The sequence below is a fragment of the Amycolatopsis keratiniphila subsp. keratiniphila genome (assembly GCF_001620365.2).
Lineage (GTDB): Bacteria > Actinomycetota > Actinomycetes > Mycobacteriales > Pseudonocardiaceae > Amycolatopsis > Amycolatopsis keratiniphila.
The window spans coordinates 130,381-143,484 of the sequence record NZ_LQMT02000023.1 but is presented as its reverse complement, the minus strand read 5'-3'; the positions used below and the strand labels follow the sequence as shown (position 1 = coordinate 143,484).

The window sequence follows — 13,104 nt, the reverse complement described above, 5'->3', positions numbered from 1 at the left end:
CCGGCAGGTTCCGGACGCCCCTTTCCCGGCGGGATGGCTTACGGAGTGGGGGAGCAGGCCGTGCGCCCGACGACCACTTCGCCGGTGATGTTCGAGGCCGGGGCGAACTTGATCCGCAGCATGGTCAGCCCGATGCTGCCGTTGCCCGGCAAGGTCTGCTCGTTGAAGATCGCTTCGGCGAGCAGGGTGCCGTTGGACTTGGTGATCGGCTTGACGTAGCCGACCGGCACCGGCGACGGCAGGGTGCCGAGCCCGGTCGCGCCGCCGTAGGTCCAGCTCGCGTTCGTGCTGGTCTGGGTCGCCGTGCAGCTGACCGAGTAGGACCTGATCTTGATCCGCGGCCCGCTCGACGAGACCAGTGCCGACAGCTCGAAGTTCTGGCCCTTGGCTTCCGACTTCGTCGTGGTCACGTCGTTTTCGGGGTCGACGACGGTGGTCGTGCACGTCGTCGTGCCGCCACCGAACGTGATCCCGGTCCTGGTCACGACCCCGGAAGAGTTGCTGGTCGGTCCCTCGACCGCGCAGTCGGCGAGCGAGGCGATCGAGATCGGCGCCGAGGTGCCCTTGGTGAAGGCGGCGGAGCCGAGTGACGCCACTCCGGCCGGGTTCGACGCCGCGGCCGGAGCCACTCCGGCGCCGAGGCCCGCCAGCAGCAGTACGCCGACCAGGCCGGCCCGGCCTGCGATGGTGATGCGCATTTCCACGTCCTCCTCACGTGACGGAGAGCGAGCCGGTTGGCCGTTCTTCCTTTGTCATCACTATCTGCGTGTCGGATTCGCCCGTTGCGCGCGTGACGGTCGTTTCACTCGACCGTGGATCATGGACACCCGTTGGATATTCGGGTTCGTATCTGGATTCAGGTCTGTATATTCGGGCGTATGCCGACCTACCGCGTCCTCGTCAACGGCAAGTTCGACCACCCCGACGCCGACACCCGCGCCCGGCTCCTTGCGGAGTTGAGCGACCATCAGGCGATCGGGTTCACCGAGGACGGCCTGCTCACCTACAGCGCGCACCTCGGCGCGTTCACCTTCCGCATCACGCTGCAGGGCGAAGAAGAACGTGACGTACTCGACGAAGCCGAGCTGAAGGTCATGGAACTGCTGGACGCCAAGGGCTATCCGTACCGCGACGTCGCGGGCAAGGCGACCTGCATGGACGACATCAAGATCCGCCGCCGTCCAGGGTCCTGAGGATCTCCTCGGCAAGGAAGAGCCGGACGCGGCCTGGCGAATGGATTTCCGTCAGCACTCCCGCGTCGACGAGCTTGATCACGTTCTGGGTGGCGGCCCGATGTGTGACGCCGAGTACGTCTGAGGCCCTGTTGATCGTCATCGCCGGTGTCTCGAACAGTGCGTCGACGAGTTGGGGAAGCAGGCTCGAAGTGCGAGCGGACGTCGTCCTCGTCCGGTAGTCCTGCCGGAGTGAGTGAAGTGCGACGGCGCGATTGCGCGCGTCGATCGCCTGGTTTTCCAGTACCGACAGGAAGAAGTGGATCCAGCCGGTCCAGTCTCCTTGGGTGCTGACTGCGAGCAGTCGGGCGTAGTACTCGTCGCGCCGTGGTTCCAAGTATGCGGACAGGTCCAGCAGCGGGGCGGGCAAGAGGCCCCACTCGACAAGGAGCAGGGTGACCAGGAGTCGGCCGACCCGGCCGTTGCCGTCGATGAAGGGGTGTATGGCCTCGAACTGGTAGTGCAGGCAGGCGATGGTGATCAGCGGCGGCAGGGTGTGCTCGGCGTGCAGGTGCTTCTCGAAAGCGTCGAGGCATTCCCAGAGCACTTCCGGCGGTGGGGGAACGTAGCTCGCCGTGTCGAGAATGCAGCCCGGTGGGCCGATCCAGTTCTGCGAACGACGGAACTCGCCCGGCGTGGCGTATCCGCCACGGACTCCGGTGAGCAGGACCTGGTGTGTTTCACGTAGTAGGGGAAGACTCAGTGGCAGCCTGCGCTCGGGGTCGAGGACGTGTCCTAGCGCGGTCACATAGTTGAGGACCTCTTCGACGTCAGAGCCTCGTTTCGACGCGGTCGGCTGCAATTCGAAGAGCACGAGGTCGGACATGGTCGCCTCCGAGCCCTCGATCCGGCTGGAAAGCACGGCCTCGCGTCGCATCATCGAGTGGACCAGGAATGCCGCGCTCGGCAAGGTGCGTCCGATGCCGGCGAGCTCGCCGACCGCCCGGTCCGCGGCGGAAAGCGCGCTCGCCAAGCCGAGGTCGAACTCGATGTCCGGAGGGAGCGGTGGCGGGACGAAGGCGTGGTAGCCCCGCTCGGAGCGCACGAGATGAGCTCTCTGGCGGTCCGAAACGGCTGTGATCCGCATTGGCACTCACTTCCCCCACCCGGCCAACTGTGATACTTGAGGTCGAGAAAGTATCACAGTTGGCCGGGTGTGCTACTTGGCTCTGATAGTGCTCGCAGATCTCGCAGGGCTTCTCCTGCACGCCGGCGTTTCTGTGGTGTTCCCCCAGTTCGTGCCGACGCCGGCCGGATACTCGGCAGGGGTGTCATCTTCGTCACCGTTTCCGCAGGACAGCACGTCAACAGGCCTCAGCGGCTAGCCACTACGCTGGGAGCAACCCCGAACGGTGTCAAAGAGAGCGGAGCCGACGTGTCTGTGTCTTCACCTGCCCCAGGTGGTGCCATCGAGGACCTGCGCGCGTCCGTGGGGCTCCAGATCGCCGACGAGCAGCTCCTACGCACCCTCGCCACCGGTCTCGCCGACGTGGAGACCCTGCTCCGCGAGGTCGTCCGCAGTGACGTCAAGGCCGTCGAGGACGCCGCTTCGCATCTGGTCGAGGCGGGCGGCAAACGTTTCCGTCCGCTGTTCACGCTGCTGGCCTCGCAGTTCGGGCCGAAGCAGGGCGACCAGGTGGTCACCGCCGCCGCGGCCGTCGAGCTGGTGCACCTCGCGACGCTGTACCACGACGACGTGATGGACGAGGCGACGATGCGCCGCGGCGCGGAAAGCGTCAACGCCCGCTGGGACAACACCATCGCCATCCTGACCGGCGACTTCCTGTTCGCGCACGCCTCGCGGCTGGTCGCCGACCTCGGCACCGACGCGGCCCGGATCATCGCCGAGACCTTCGGCGAGCTGGTCACCGGTCAGATGCGCGAGACGGTCGGCCCGGCCGACGGCGACGACGCCGTCGAGCACTACCTCACGGTCATCGCGCAGAAGACCGGTTCGCTGATCGCCACCTCCGGCCGGTTCGGCGGGATGATGTCCGGCGCGCCGGACGAGTACATCGACGCGCTTCGCCGCTTCGGCGACATCATCGGGACGGCGTTCCAGATCTCCGACGACGTCATCGACATCGCGTCCGCTTCCGACGAGCTCGGCAAGGCGCAGGGCACGGACCTGCGGGAAGGCGTCCGCACGCTTCCGATGCTGTACGCGCTGGCCGACCCGGCCACCGACCCGCGCCTGGTCGAGCTGCTGTCCGGCCCGATCTCCGACGACAAGCTGGTCGCCGAGGCCCTCGACCTGCTGCGGGCTTCGTCCGGACTCGAACGCGCACGCGAAACTCTTTCCGACTACGCTCGTCGGGCGCGTGCCGAGCTCGCGGCGCTGCCCGCGTCGCCCGCCCGGGACGCCTGCGAATCGGTCGCCGACTACCTGGTCGCGCGAACGCATTGACAAAGGGCAGGTTAGATGTCCATTTTCGGACAGGTTTGGCTGTGGAGTCTGCTGGCGTTCGTCGTCGGCGCGCTGCTCACCTGGCTGGTGCTGGTGATCCCGGCCCGCAAGCGCATCCGTGAGCTCGAAAGCTCGCTGGCCACCGCGCACGCCGAGACGTCCCGGTTGCCCGCCGGGGTGAGCCTCGGCGCGGGTGCCGCGGCCGTCGCCGGCGGCACCGCGTACCTCACGAAGCCGTCGCACGACGATCTGGACGAGGAGTTCGCGGCGGCCGAGGAGCCGAAGCCCGCGTACCCCGAGACGCTCACCGAGCAGGAGCCCGCGCAGCAGTGGACCGAGCCTGCCGAGGAGCCTGCTCAGGACGTCGTCAAGGAGCCGGAGCACTCTCCGGCCGCGACGCAGACCTTCGAGCCCGAAGAAGAGTACGAGGCCGAGTACCGCACCGCGGAGCAGACGGAGCCGGAGCTCGAACCCGACCCGGAGCCCGCGGCCGAGCGGACGCAGTTCATCCCGGCCGCCCTGCCGGAGCCGGAACCCGAGCCTCAGCCTGAGCCCGAGCCGGCGAACCCGTACGTCGCCGCGGCGACCGACTACCTCCAGCCCGCGTCGAAGCTGGACCTCGAGCCGGAGCCCGAGCCCGAACCCCAGCCGCCGTTGCCGGGCGAGGGGCCGTACCGGTCCCGTCTGGAGATGCAGCTGGACCCCGAAGGCGCCGAGACGCAGCCGGAGCCGGTGTCGCTGTTCAGCCCCGCGTCGCGCGTGGAGACGGAACAGGCGCCCGTAGAGACCAACTGGTTCGAGCGGGAAGAGGAGCTTCACGATCCTCCCGCGTACGCCTTCGGCTCCGACGAAGAGGCGAAGGCCGGGCACCTCGATTCGGAACCCGAGACGCCCGCCGAAGCCACCCAGGTGCTGCCCAAGCGCACGCCGCGGGGCGCGGTTCGCGGTGGTTTCGAGCCGCCGCAGCCGATCCAGCCGTCCATGCGGGCGATCGAGCGCCGTGAGCCGGAGCTGTCCGGTGGGCAGAGCGGTTCGCTGTTCGAGCCCGCGGTCCAGCCTGGCGACGCGATGCCGGCGCCGGAGCCTCCGCCCGCGCGGCAGGTCTCCGCTCCGGTGGCCGAGTCCGTCCCGCCCGGCCCGTTCGGTCCCGGTTCGGCGATGCCGCGGCCGGGTGGTGGCCGTCCCGCCGACGACTTCGCGGTCAAGGCGAGCGTGACCGCTCTGCGGTACTGCACGGAGGACTCGCAGCAGTTCCCGAAGATGGTGGCGGAGGTCTGGTTCCGTACCGCCGCCGACGCGGAGCGCGTGGGCTTCCGTCCCCTCACCTAGCTGCAATGAACGGGCCGTTCATAGCGTTCGAGGGCGACCTACACGACCGTCCAGGTGTCCTTGCCGCGCAGCAGCCCCTGCAGATCCGGCTTGCGCGCGGCCTGGGCCTCGGTGACCTGGGCACGCGCCTGGTCGTCGTAGGTGGGCCGCTCGACCTGCCGCAGGATGCCGGTCGGCACGTGGTTCAGGTTCTGGTCGCCGATCCGCGAAAGCGCGAACGCGTACGACGTGTCCTCGATCGTGGGGTCGTGCACGACGAGGTTCTCCTCGCCGATGTTCGCGACCTTCCCGACCTCCAGCCCGGCCCAGCCGCCGCGCGTGACGCCGTATTCGCCCTGCGGCCCGAATTTGATCGGCTCGCCCGCCTTCAGCGGGATGAGCCGGGTGGCGGCCTCGTCCTTGTCCTTGAGGACGTCGAAGGCGCCGTCGTTGAAGATCGGGCAGTTCTGGTAGATCTCCACCAGCGCCGACCCGCGGTGTTTCGCGGCGGCTTCCAGCACCTCGGTCAGGCCCTTGCGGTCCGAGTCGAGCGCGCGGCCCACGAACGACGCCTCGGCGCCGATCGCCAGCGAAAGCGGGTTGAACGGGGTGTCGACCGAGCCCATCGGGGTGGACTTCGTGACCATGCCCGGCCCGGACGTCGGCGAGTACTGGCCCTTGGTGAGGCCGTAGATCCGGTTGTTGAACAGCAGGATCTTGATGTTCACGTTGCGCCGCAACGCGTGGATCAGGTGGTTTCCGCCGATGGACAGCGCGTCGCCGTCACCGGTGACGACCCACACCGACAGATCGGGCCGCGCGGTCGCGAGCCCGGTCGCGATCGACGGCGCCCGGCCGTGGATCGAGTGCATGCCGTAGGTGTTCAGGTAGTACGGGAACCGGGAGGAGCACCCGATGCCCGAGATGAACACGATGTTCTCGCGCTTGAGGCCGAGCGTCGGCAGGAACGACTGCACGGCGTTGAGCACGACGTAGTCACCGCAGCCGGGGCACCAGCGGACCTCCTGGTCCGACTTGTAGTCCTTGGCCTTCTGCGGTTCGGTCTCGGTCGGCACAAGGTCCAAGCCGCCGAGGGTGGGGATCCCCAGGTCGATCGCGGTCACTTCGCCCCCTCCGTACTGGTGATGATCTCCGTGAAGACGCCTTGCAGCTCTTCGGCCTTGAAGGGCAGCCCGGCGACCTTCGTGTACGACTTCACGTCGACGAGATACTTGGCCCTCAAGAGCATCGAAAGCTGGCCGAGGTTCATTTCCGGGACGACGACGGTGTCGTACGAACGGAGTACGTCACCGAGGTTGCCGGGGAACGGGTTGAGGTGGCGCAGATGCGCCTGCGCGATCGGCATGCCGTCCTTGCGGACGCGGCGGCACGCGGCACCGATCGGTCCGTAGGACGAGCCCCAGCCGAGTGCCAGCACCCGTGCCTTGCCGCCGCTCGGATCGTCGACGACGACGTCGGGGACGTCGATGCCGTCGATCTTGGCCTGGCGCAGCCGCACCATCTTGTCGTGGTTGTCCGGGTCGTAGGAGATGTGGCCGGTCTTGTCGGCCTTCTCCAGCCCGCCGATGCGGTGCTGCAGCCCGGCGGCGCCCGGCAGCGCCCACTGGCGGGCGAGGGTCTCGGGGTCGCGTACATACGGCCAGAATTCCCCGGAACCGTCCTCGGCATTCGGCTCGGTGGCGAATTCCACGCGCAGATCCGGCAGATCCTCGACATTCGGGATCAGCCACGGCTCGGAGCCGTTCGCGATCGCGCCGTCCGAGAGCAGGAACACCGGCGTGCGGTACTTCAGCGCGATCCGGGTGGCCTCCAGCGCCGCGTCGAAGCAGTCCGCGGGCGACAGCGGCGCGACGATCGGCACCGGGGATTCGCCGTTGCGGCCGAACATCGCCTGCAGCAGGTCGGCCTGCTCGGTCTTGGTCGGCAGGCCGGTCGACGGGCCGCCGCGCTGGACGTCGACGACGACCAGCGGCAGTTCGGTCATCACCGCGAGGCCGATGGCCTCGGACTTCAGCGCGACACCGGGCCCGGACGTCGAGGTGACGCCCAGCGCGCCGCCGTAGGAGGCACCGAGCGCCGCGCCGATACCGGCGATCTCGTCCTCGGCCTGGAAGGTGAGGATCCCGTAGTTCTTGTGCTTGGACAGCTCGTGGAGGATGTCCGACGCCGGGGTGATCGGGTACGTGCCGAGCAGGATCTGCAGGCCGGACTGCTGCCCGGCGGCGACCAGCCCGTACGCCAGCGCGGTGTTCCCGGTGATCTGGCGGTACGTGCCCTGGTTCAGCTTCGCGGGCGCGACCTCGTACGTCGTCGCGAACGACTCCGTGGTCTCGCCGTAGTTCCAGCCGGCGCGGAAGGCCAGGATGTTGGCCTCGGCGATGTCGGCCTTCTTCGCGAACTTCTCGCGCAGGAACCGTTCCGTGCCTTCGGTCGGCCGGTGGTACATCCAGGAGAGCAGGCCGAGCGCGAACATGTTCTTCGCCCGTTCGGCGTCCTTTTTGGACAGTCCGGTCTCTTCGAGCGCGCCCCTGGTCAACGTCGACATGGCGACCCGGTGGACTTGATAGGCCGAAAGGGTGTCGTCGTCGAGGGGGTCGTTCTCGAAGCCGACCTTGACCAGGTTCCGCTTGGAGAACTCGTCGGTGTTGAGGATGATCGTCCCACCCGCCGGGACGTCGGCGAGGTTCGCCTTCAGGGCGGCGGGGTTCATCGCGACCAGGACGTCCGGCCGGTCGCCCGGGGTGAGGATGTCGTAGTCGGCGAAGTGCACCTGGAAGCTCGAGACGCCCGGGATGGTGCCCTGTGGCGCGCGGATCTCCGCGGGGAAGTTCGGCATGGTCGACAGGTCGTTGCCGAAGGCGGCCGCTTCCGAGGTGAACCTGTCGCCGGTCAGCTGCATGCCGTCACCGGAGTCGCCGGCGAACCGGATGACCACCCGGTCCAGCTTGGCGACCTCGGTCGGCCTCACGGCCGACAAGGAGCCGTTGCCGTTCGCGCTCGTGCTCATGGGTCAGGGATTCCCTCTCTCCCGACGTGCGTCGTCCCCGGCCGTGCCGGGGATCGGCGTGCCTCGCCCGGCGATGTCGGCCAGGTCACAGGTCCATGTCCCGAGGTTAGCCCTCGGCACACTTCCCAGGTTGCCGTAGAAACGGGCCGGACCTACTTCTCAAGTGTCCTGAGCTCGTCGCTGAGCGGGGATTATCCGGTTTATCTGTTACTGATGGTAACGGGCTGCGATTCGGCTCGATTGTGAGCCGTATCTCCTTCCAGCGTAGTGAAGTCCGGTCGAGGAACGGTCAGCAGTTGGACAGTGAGGCCCGCAACCGCGCCAGCCGTTCGGTGAACGCGGGTGCGGTGAGTGACGCCACTTGAGGCTCGATCTCGGCGTCGACGGCGGCCGAATGGTCGGTCAGCGTGGCGGTGTGCCGAAGCGTGCGCTTCGTCGCGAGAAGGACGTCTCGCGGAGCGCCGACGGCGGGTTTCGCCAGTTCACGGGCGGCCTCGACGAGATCTCCTTCGACGAGCCGGAGCGCGAGCCCGCATTCGACAGCGGCTTCGGCGCCGACGACCTCTCCGAAGAGTGTCATCGCCGCGGCCTTCTGCGGGCCGACGAGCCGCTGGATCATCCACGTCATCCCGCCGCCGGGATGGATGCCGAGATCGAGAAATCTGGCCACGAACTTCGCCTTCGGTCCCACGATGCGGACGTCCGCGGCGAGCGCGAGGTTCAGTCCGGCGCCAACGGCGGCCCCGCCGACCGCGGCGATCGTCGGCAGGGAACAGCGCGCCACCGCGAGGAAGCCGTCATAGATCGCGCGGAGCCCGTCCTCCCGGGCACCGGCGAGCGTGTCCAGGTCGGCGCCCGCGCAGAACGCCGGTGGCGCGCCCGTGACGACCAAGGCGTGGACACTCTCGTCGGCCTCGGCGCGCGAGACGGCCTCGGCCAGCCGCGCGGACAGGTCGAGGGTCAATGCGTTGCGGGTCGCGGGCGCGTCGATGGTGAGCACGGCGACGCCGCCGTCATGGCTGGAGCGGATCTGATCGGTCACGCGGTCGAGGGTGTCACGCTTCGGGCGTCGGCGGGCGTTCCAGCAACCTGGACAGGACGACGGTCGAGACCGTGCGGTCGACGATCTCCAGTCCGCGGAGCCGTTCCAGGGCGGTCTCCAGGTGATGGATGTCCGAAGCGCGCAGATGGACGATCGCGTCGGCCGCGCCGGACACCGTGTAGGCCGCGACGACCTCGGGCAGTGGTTCCAGCCGGGCGCGGATCCGGGCCGGGGTGATGTTGCCGTTGCAGGTCATCTCGACGAAGGCCTCGGTGCCCCAGCCCAGCGCTTCGGGGTCGACGACCGCGGTGAACCCGCGCAGGACCCCGGTTTCGAGCAGCCGGTCGACCCGGCGTTTCACCGCGGGCGCGGACAGGCCGACGACTTTGCCGATGTCGGCGTAGCTGGACCTCGCATTGGCCATCAGGCACGAAACGATTCGCTGGTCGATGGTGTTCACACGCAATGTTTAGCAGGTATGTGCGCAGCGAACAGCGATTGATTGCGGAATTAGGTAACCCTTACCCTTCGGGTATGCCGGAACTGGAGCAGCAGCCCCGTGTACCCACGACGCGCCGCTACCTCATGTGCCCGCCGCGGTACTTCGCGGTGGATTACGTCATCAACCCGTGGATGGACCCGTCGGTCCCGGTCAGCGTCGACGCCGCGATGGCGCAATGGACCGAACTCCGCGACACCTACCGACGCCTCGGCCACACCGTCGAGGAGATCGACGCCCAGCCCGGCCTGCCCGACATGGTGTTCGCCGCGAACTCCGGCACGGTCGTCGACGGCCGGGTCCTCGGCTCGCGGTTCCGCGCCCCCCAGCGCACCGCCGAGGCCGAGCACTTCCGCCGCTGGTTCGTCGAGCACGGCTACCGCGACATCACCATGCCCGAGAAGATCAACGAAGCCGAAGGCGACTTCGCCTGGACCGGCAAGGTCCTGCTCGCCGGCACCGGCTTCCGCACCGACCCGGCCGCGCACGCCGAGGCGCAGGAGGTCCTCGGCGTCCCGGTGGTCTCGCTGCGGCTGATCGACCCGAGCTACTACCACCTCGACACCGCGCTGTTCGTGCTCGCCGAGGCGACCGACACCACGTCCGCCCAGATCGCCTACTACCCGGAGGCCTTCTCGGCCGGGTCGCGGAAGGTGCTGGAGCGGATGTTCCCCGACGCGGTAATCGCGGACCGGGCCGACGCGGAGTGTTTCGGCCTGAACGGGGTGTCCGACGGCCGCAACGTCGTCCTGCCGGTCGAAGCGACCGGTTTGGCGGCGCGGCTGACCGAACGCGGCTACGAGGTCGTCTTCCTGGACATTTCCGAGCTCCGGAAGGCGGGCGGCGGCCCGAAGTGCTGCACCCTGGAGATCCGCAAGTAATCCATTAGTGGACACCTTGCGGGAACATGTAACTACTCCATTCGCCAACGCGATTAATCGGGAAACGAACTCGGTCCCGAATGAGGCGCGGATGGTGATCCTGGCGATCGGCGGCGTGGGCAAACCCGTGCGCACGCTGGATCCCGGCGAAGACGAAACATGGGTGACCGTCGAGCAGTTCGAGCGGGTGCTCGACGCGGTGGCCGGACGTGAGGACGTCGGGCTCACTTTCGACGACGGCAATGTGTCGGACGTCGAGATCGCGCTCCCCAGATTGGTGGAGCGCGATCTCACGGCCGAGTTCTTCCCCCTCGCCGGCCGGATCGGGCAGCGGGGCTTCCTCGACGCCGACGGCCTTCGCGCACTGGTCGAAGCGGGCATGTCGATCGGTTCGCACGGCTGGGAGCACCGCGACTGGCGGCGGCTCGACGGCAGGAACGCCCGGCGCGAACTCGAAGTCGCGCCGAAACTGCTCGCGGAGCTGAGCGGGAAACCCGTGCGTGCCTACGCGCCGCCGTTCGGCGCCTACGACCGGCGGGTGCTCAGCAGGCTCCGGCGTTCCGGCGCGACGCGCGTCTACACGCACGAAGGCGGGACGGTGTCGCGCGACAGCTGGCTGCGGCCGCGCACCGAGGTCCGGCACGACGTCGATCAGGAATGGATCGACAGCGTGCTCGGTAACCGGGATGGGCTGTACCGTCGAGCGGGACGAGTCATGGCGCGGGTCGCCAGGCTTGCCCGCTTTTGACCGGTTTTCCTTGTACGGTGGGAAAATAACCCTTGAGCCGAACCGTCGGCGAAGGCATTCTGAGCACCCTCGATAAAGAAGCCTTATTAACTAAGGGGTGCTCGGTATGCGGAAACTGCTCCTGTTCTCGGCGATGGTGGTGGCCGCCGGACTGGCGCCCGCGGCGACTGCCGCGGCTTCGGTGCAGGCGGGCCCGACCGCGCAGCAGCTGCTGGCGAAGACCGCCGGCTGCAAACAGGTCTCGAACGGCAAGTACAAGACCGACGAGGAGACCGGCCGGACCATCGCGGTCTGCGACGCGGGAAGCGCCGTGTTCTGGAAGGCCGACATGGACGTCGACTGCGACGGGCAGCCGACCGCGCGGTGCAACAAGAACACCGACCCGTGGTTCCAGGACGGCACCGCGTACCCGCGCTCCGACGGCAAGGCGCTGGTCGCCGACGAGACGCCCTACATCGTCGTGCCGAGTATCAGCAGCACGTGGAACTTCGAGAAGGCCGGCCTCAAGGGCGCCGGTTCGTGCGCGGTGATCTACAACGACAAGGTGCTGTACACCATCATCGGTGACACCGGCCCGAAGAACATCATCGGCGAGGCGTCCTACGCGACCGCGAAGGCGCTGGGCATCAACCCGGACCCGAAGAACGGCGGCGTCGACTCGGGTGTCACGTACATCTGCTTCAAGAACTCGAAGGTCTCGCCCATCGAGAACCACGGGAAGGCGACTTCCGTGGGGGAAAGCCTGGCGGCGAAGTTCGTTCGGGGCTGACGAAAACCGGACGGCCCCGGGAGCGTCTTGGTCGGGTTGGTCGTGAGTGGCGTTTCGGGTTAGAACCCGAAACGCCACTCACGACCCGCATTTCTCGCACGTCGAGGCGCGGCGGCCGGTCGGGTCCCAACCTTCGCGGCGGAGGACGGTGTGGACCTCTGCGGCGACCTCGCACGGGGAATTCCGCACGTCGTTCCAGCCGTAGACGAGACGCGCCCGGCCTGCCAGCTCGGCCGCGTTGTCCCGCATCCGGTCCCGGAAGGCCACGTCCGGCATGGCGTGGGTGGCGCGGCCATCGAGTCTGACCGTCACCCCGGCGCCATGCTGGTCGTAGGTGACGTCCTCCCAGAGGATCTTGCCCTTCACCTCGAAAGGTGTTTGCCGGCTACCTTGTGGGAGACCGTGTGCGTCTTCGACCGCTTCCTTGTATTCGACTTCGAGGGCCGACATCAGCCCACCCCCGAGAAGTGCGAGACCGTGCCGGATGGCGGGCCGGTAACGGAAAGGCGGCCGTAAGAACACGCAGTTCTCCATCGCCGCCAAGGAGACTTTGCTTCGGCTGACGAGGTCGACCACTGTATTGGTCGCCGTTTTCGGGGTTCTCTGGGCTGTGGCCAGATCTATGATCGTGTCGGTCACGCGGGTCCGTGGGGGAGAGGTCCCGATCGCGATATGCGGCAGGGCACGCGAACGGTGCACGATCACCAAGGGCCAGACCGAGACTGCCGAGAACGTGTACGGCACCGTGATTTCGACAGGGCCGTCGACGACGGGCATCAGCCCCCACTCCTCGGCGGCGGTGCGGTGACTCAACACCGCATGGCCGCCGCCGTACTTCAGCGCCGCGTGAATCTTGGCCGACCTGGAGAGGTCGCCGGTGAACATCGCATAGACGCGCGGTAGCACTCGTTGCCAGCGTCCGGCCGCGAGGTTGGCCTCGATATCGGCCACTGTATGGCCGTAGGCGCGAAGTTGCCGGGTGTCAACGACTCCATGCTGTTCCGCCAGGACGACAGGCCAGCTCGGGCGTTGTTCGGCCGGGATGGATTCCACCGACCAGCGTTTGTGAAGAGGCACCCTTCGACGATCGCCGCTGAGCCGTGGGTCTGGCGGGCGTGGAGCGGATCTGTGGATAACAGGGGGAGAGGTGACGTGGCTGTGGATAGCTGGGTCCAGTGGGTCGTGAGTGG

The 13,104-nt window shown here is 67.8% G+C and carries 13 protein-coding genes; 6 read left to right on the top strand and 7 right to left on the bottom strand.

What is annotated here, in order from left to right; translation table 11 throughout:
* Nucleotides 1-38: 38 nt before the first annotated feature.
* Nucleotides 39-698, bottom strand: coding sequence for a hypothetical protein (locus AVR91_RS25030; RefSeq protein WP_063277006.1), 660 nt, complete (start codon nt 696-698; stop codon nt 39-41).
* Between the two features lie 180 nt (nt 699-878).
* Between AVR91_RS25030 and AVR91_RS25025 the strand changes: the two genes are divergently transcribed.
* Nucleotides 879-1,193, top strand: coding sequence for a DUF6204 family protein (locus AVR91_RS25025; protein WP_063277007.1), 315 nt, complete (start codon nt 879-881; stop codon nt 1,191-1,193).
* Here AVR91_RS25025 and AVR91_RS25020 read toward each other — a convergent pair.
* A complete protein-coding gene (locus tag AVR91_RS25020; protein ID WP_063277008.1) occupies nt 1,165-2,319 on the bottom strand; it encodes a Fic family protein in 1,155 nt (384 codons plus the stop codon). The two genes, AVR91_RS25025 and AVR91_RS25020, sit on opposite strands and share 29 nt — an antisense overlap.
* Nucleotides 2,320-2,613: 294 nt before the next feature.
* On the opposite strand from AVR91_RS25020, the gene AVR91_RS25015 reads away from it, so the two are divergent.
* Both AVR91_RS25015 and AVR91_RS25010 read left to right on the top strand, forming a co-directional pair.
* On the top strand, nt 2,614-3,639 hold the full coding sequence (locus AVR91_RS25015) for a polyprenyl synthetase family protein (RefSeq protein WP_063273584.1): 1,026 nt from the start codon (nt 2,614-2,616) through the stop codon (nt 3,637-3,639).
* Nucleotides 3,640-3,654: 15 nt separating this feature from the next.
* Nucleotides 3,655-4,968: a sunset domain-containing protein gene (locus AVR91_RS25010; protein ID WP_063273585.1), complete on the top strand. Its 1,314-nt coding sequence runs from the start codon at nt 3,655-3,657 to the stop codon at nt 4,966-4,968.
* A gap of 38 nt (nt 4,969-5,006) precedes the next feature.
* Here the strand turns inward: AVR91_RS25010 and AVR91_RS25005 are convergent, their stop codons facing one another.
* The 4 genes from AVR91_RS25005 to AVR91_RS24990 form a co-directional block, all read right to left on the bottom strand.
* Nucleotides 5,007-6,071 (bottom strand): 2-oxoacid:ferredoxin oxidoreductase subunit beta, encoded by a 1,065-nt coding sequence (locus AVR91_RS25005; RefSeq protein WP_016330986.1) that lies wholly within the window; start codon nt 6,069-6,071, stop codon nt 5,007-5,009.
* Nucleotides 6,068-7,975, bottom strand: a complete 1,908-nt coding sequence (locus AVR91_RS25000) for a 2-oxoacid:acceptor oxidoreductase subunit alpha (protein ID WP_063272401.1) — start codon at nt 7,973-7,975, stop codon at nt 6,068-6,070. The genes AVR91_RS25005 and AVR91_RS25000 overlap by 4 nt, the downstream gene beginning before the upstream one ends.
* A gap of 289 nt (nt 7,976-8,264) precedes the next feature.
* Complete coding sequence (locus AVR91_RS24995) at nt 8,265-9,017, bottom strand: enoyl-CoA hydratase (protein WP_063272402.1); 753 nt, start codon at nt 9,015-9,017, stop codon at nt 8,265-8,267.
* Nucleotides 9,018-9,030: 13 nt separating this feature from the next.
* On the bottom strand, nt 9,031-9,477 hold the full coding sequence (locus tag AVR91_RS24990; RefSeq protein WP_005151923.1) for an Lrp/AsnC family transcriptional regulator: 447 nt from the start codon (nt 9,475-9,477) through the stop codon (nt 9,031-9,033).
* Nucleotides 9,478-9,551: 74 nt separating this feature from the next.
* On the opposite strand from AVR91_RS24990, the gene ddaH reads away from it, so the two are divergent.
* The 3 genes from ddaH (at nt 9,552) to AVR91_RS24975 (ending at nt 11,914) form a co-directional block, all read left to right on the top strand.
* Nucleotides 9,552-10,397 (top strand): dimethylargininase, encoded by an 846-nt coding sequence (ddaH, locus tag AVR91_RS24985; protein ID WP_172843537.1) that lies wholly within the window; start codon nt 9,552-9,554, stop codon nt 10,395-10,397.
* 91 nt (nt 10,398-10,488) lie between these two features.
* The gene (locus AVR91_RS24980; protein WP_063272403.1) at nt 10,489-11,145 is read left to right on the top strand and encodes a polysaccharide deacetylase family protein; all 657 of its coding nucleotides are present in this window, start codon (nt 10,489-10,491) and stop codon (nt 11,143-11,145) included.
* Between the two features lie 106 nt (nt 11,146-11,251).
* Nucleotides 11,252-11,914 (top strand): glycoside hydrolase family 75 protein, encoded by a 663-nt coding sequence (locus AVR91_RS24975; RefSeq protein ID WP_063272404.1) that lies wholly within the window; start codon nt 11,252-11,254, stop codon nt 11,912-11,914.
* A gap of 78 nt (nt 11,915-11,992) precedes the next feature.
* Here AVR91_RS24975 and AVR91_RS24970 read toward each other — a convergent pair whose 3' ends face one another.
* Nucleotides 11,993-12,991 (bottom strand): hypothetical protein, encoded by a 999-nt coding sequence (locus AVR91_RS24970; RefSeq protein WP_063273469.1) that lies wholly within the window; start codon nt 12,989-12,991, stop codon nt 11,993-11,995.
* Nucleotides 12,992-13,104: the final 113 nt, after the last annotated feature.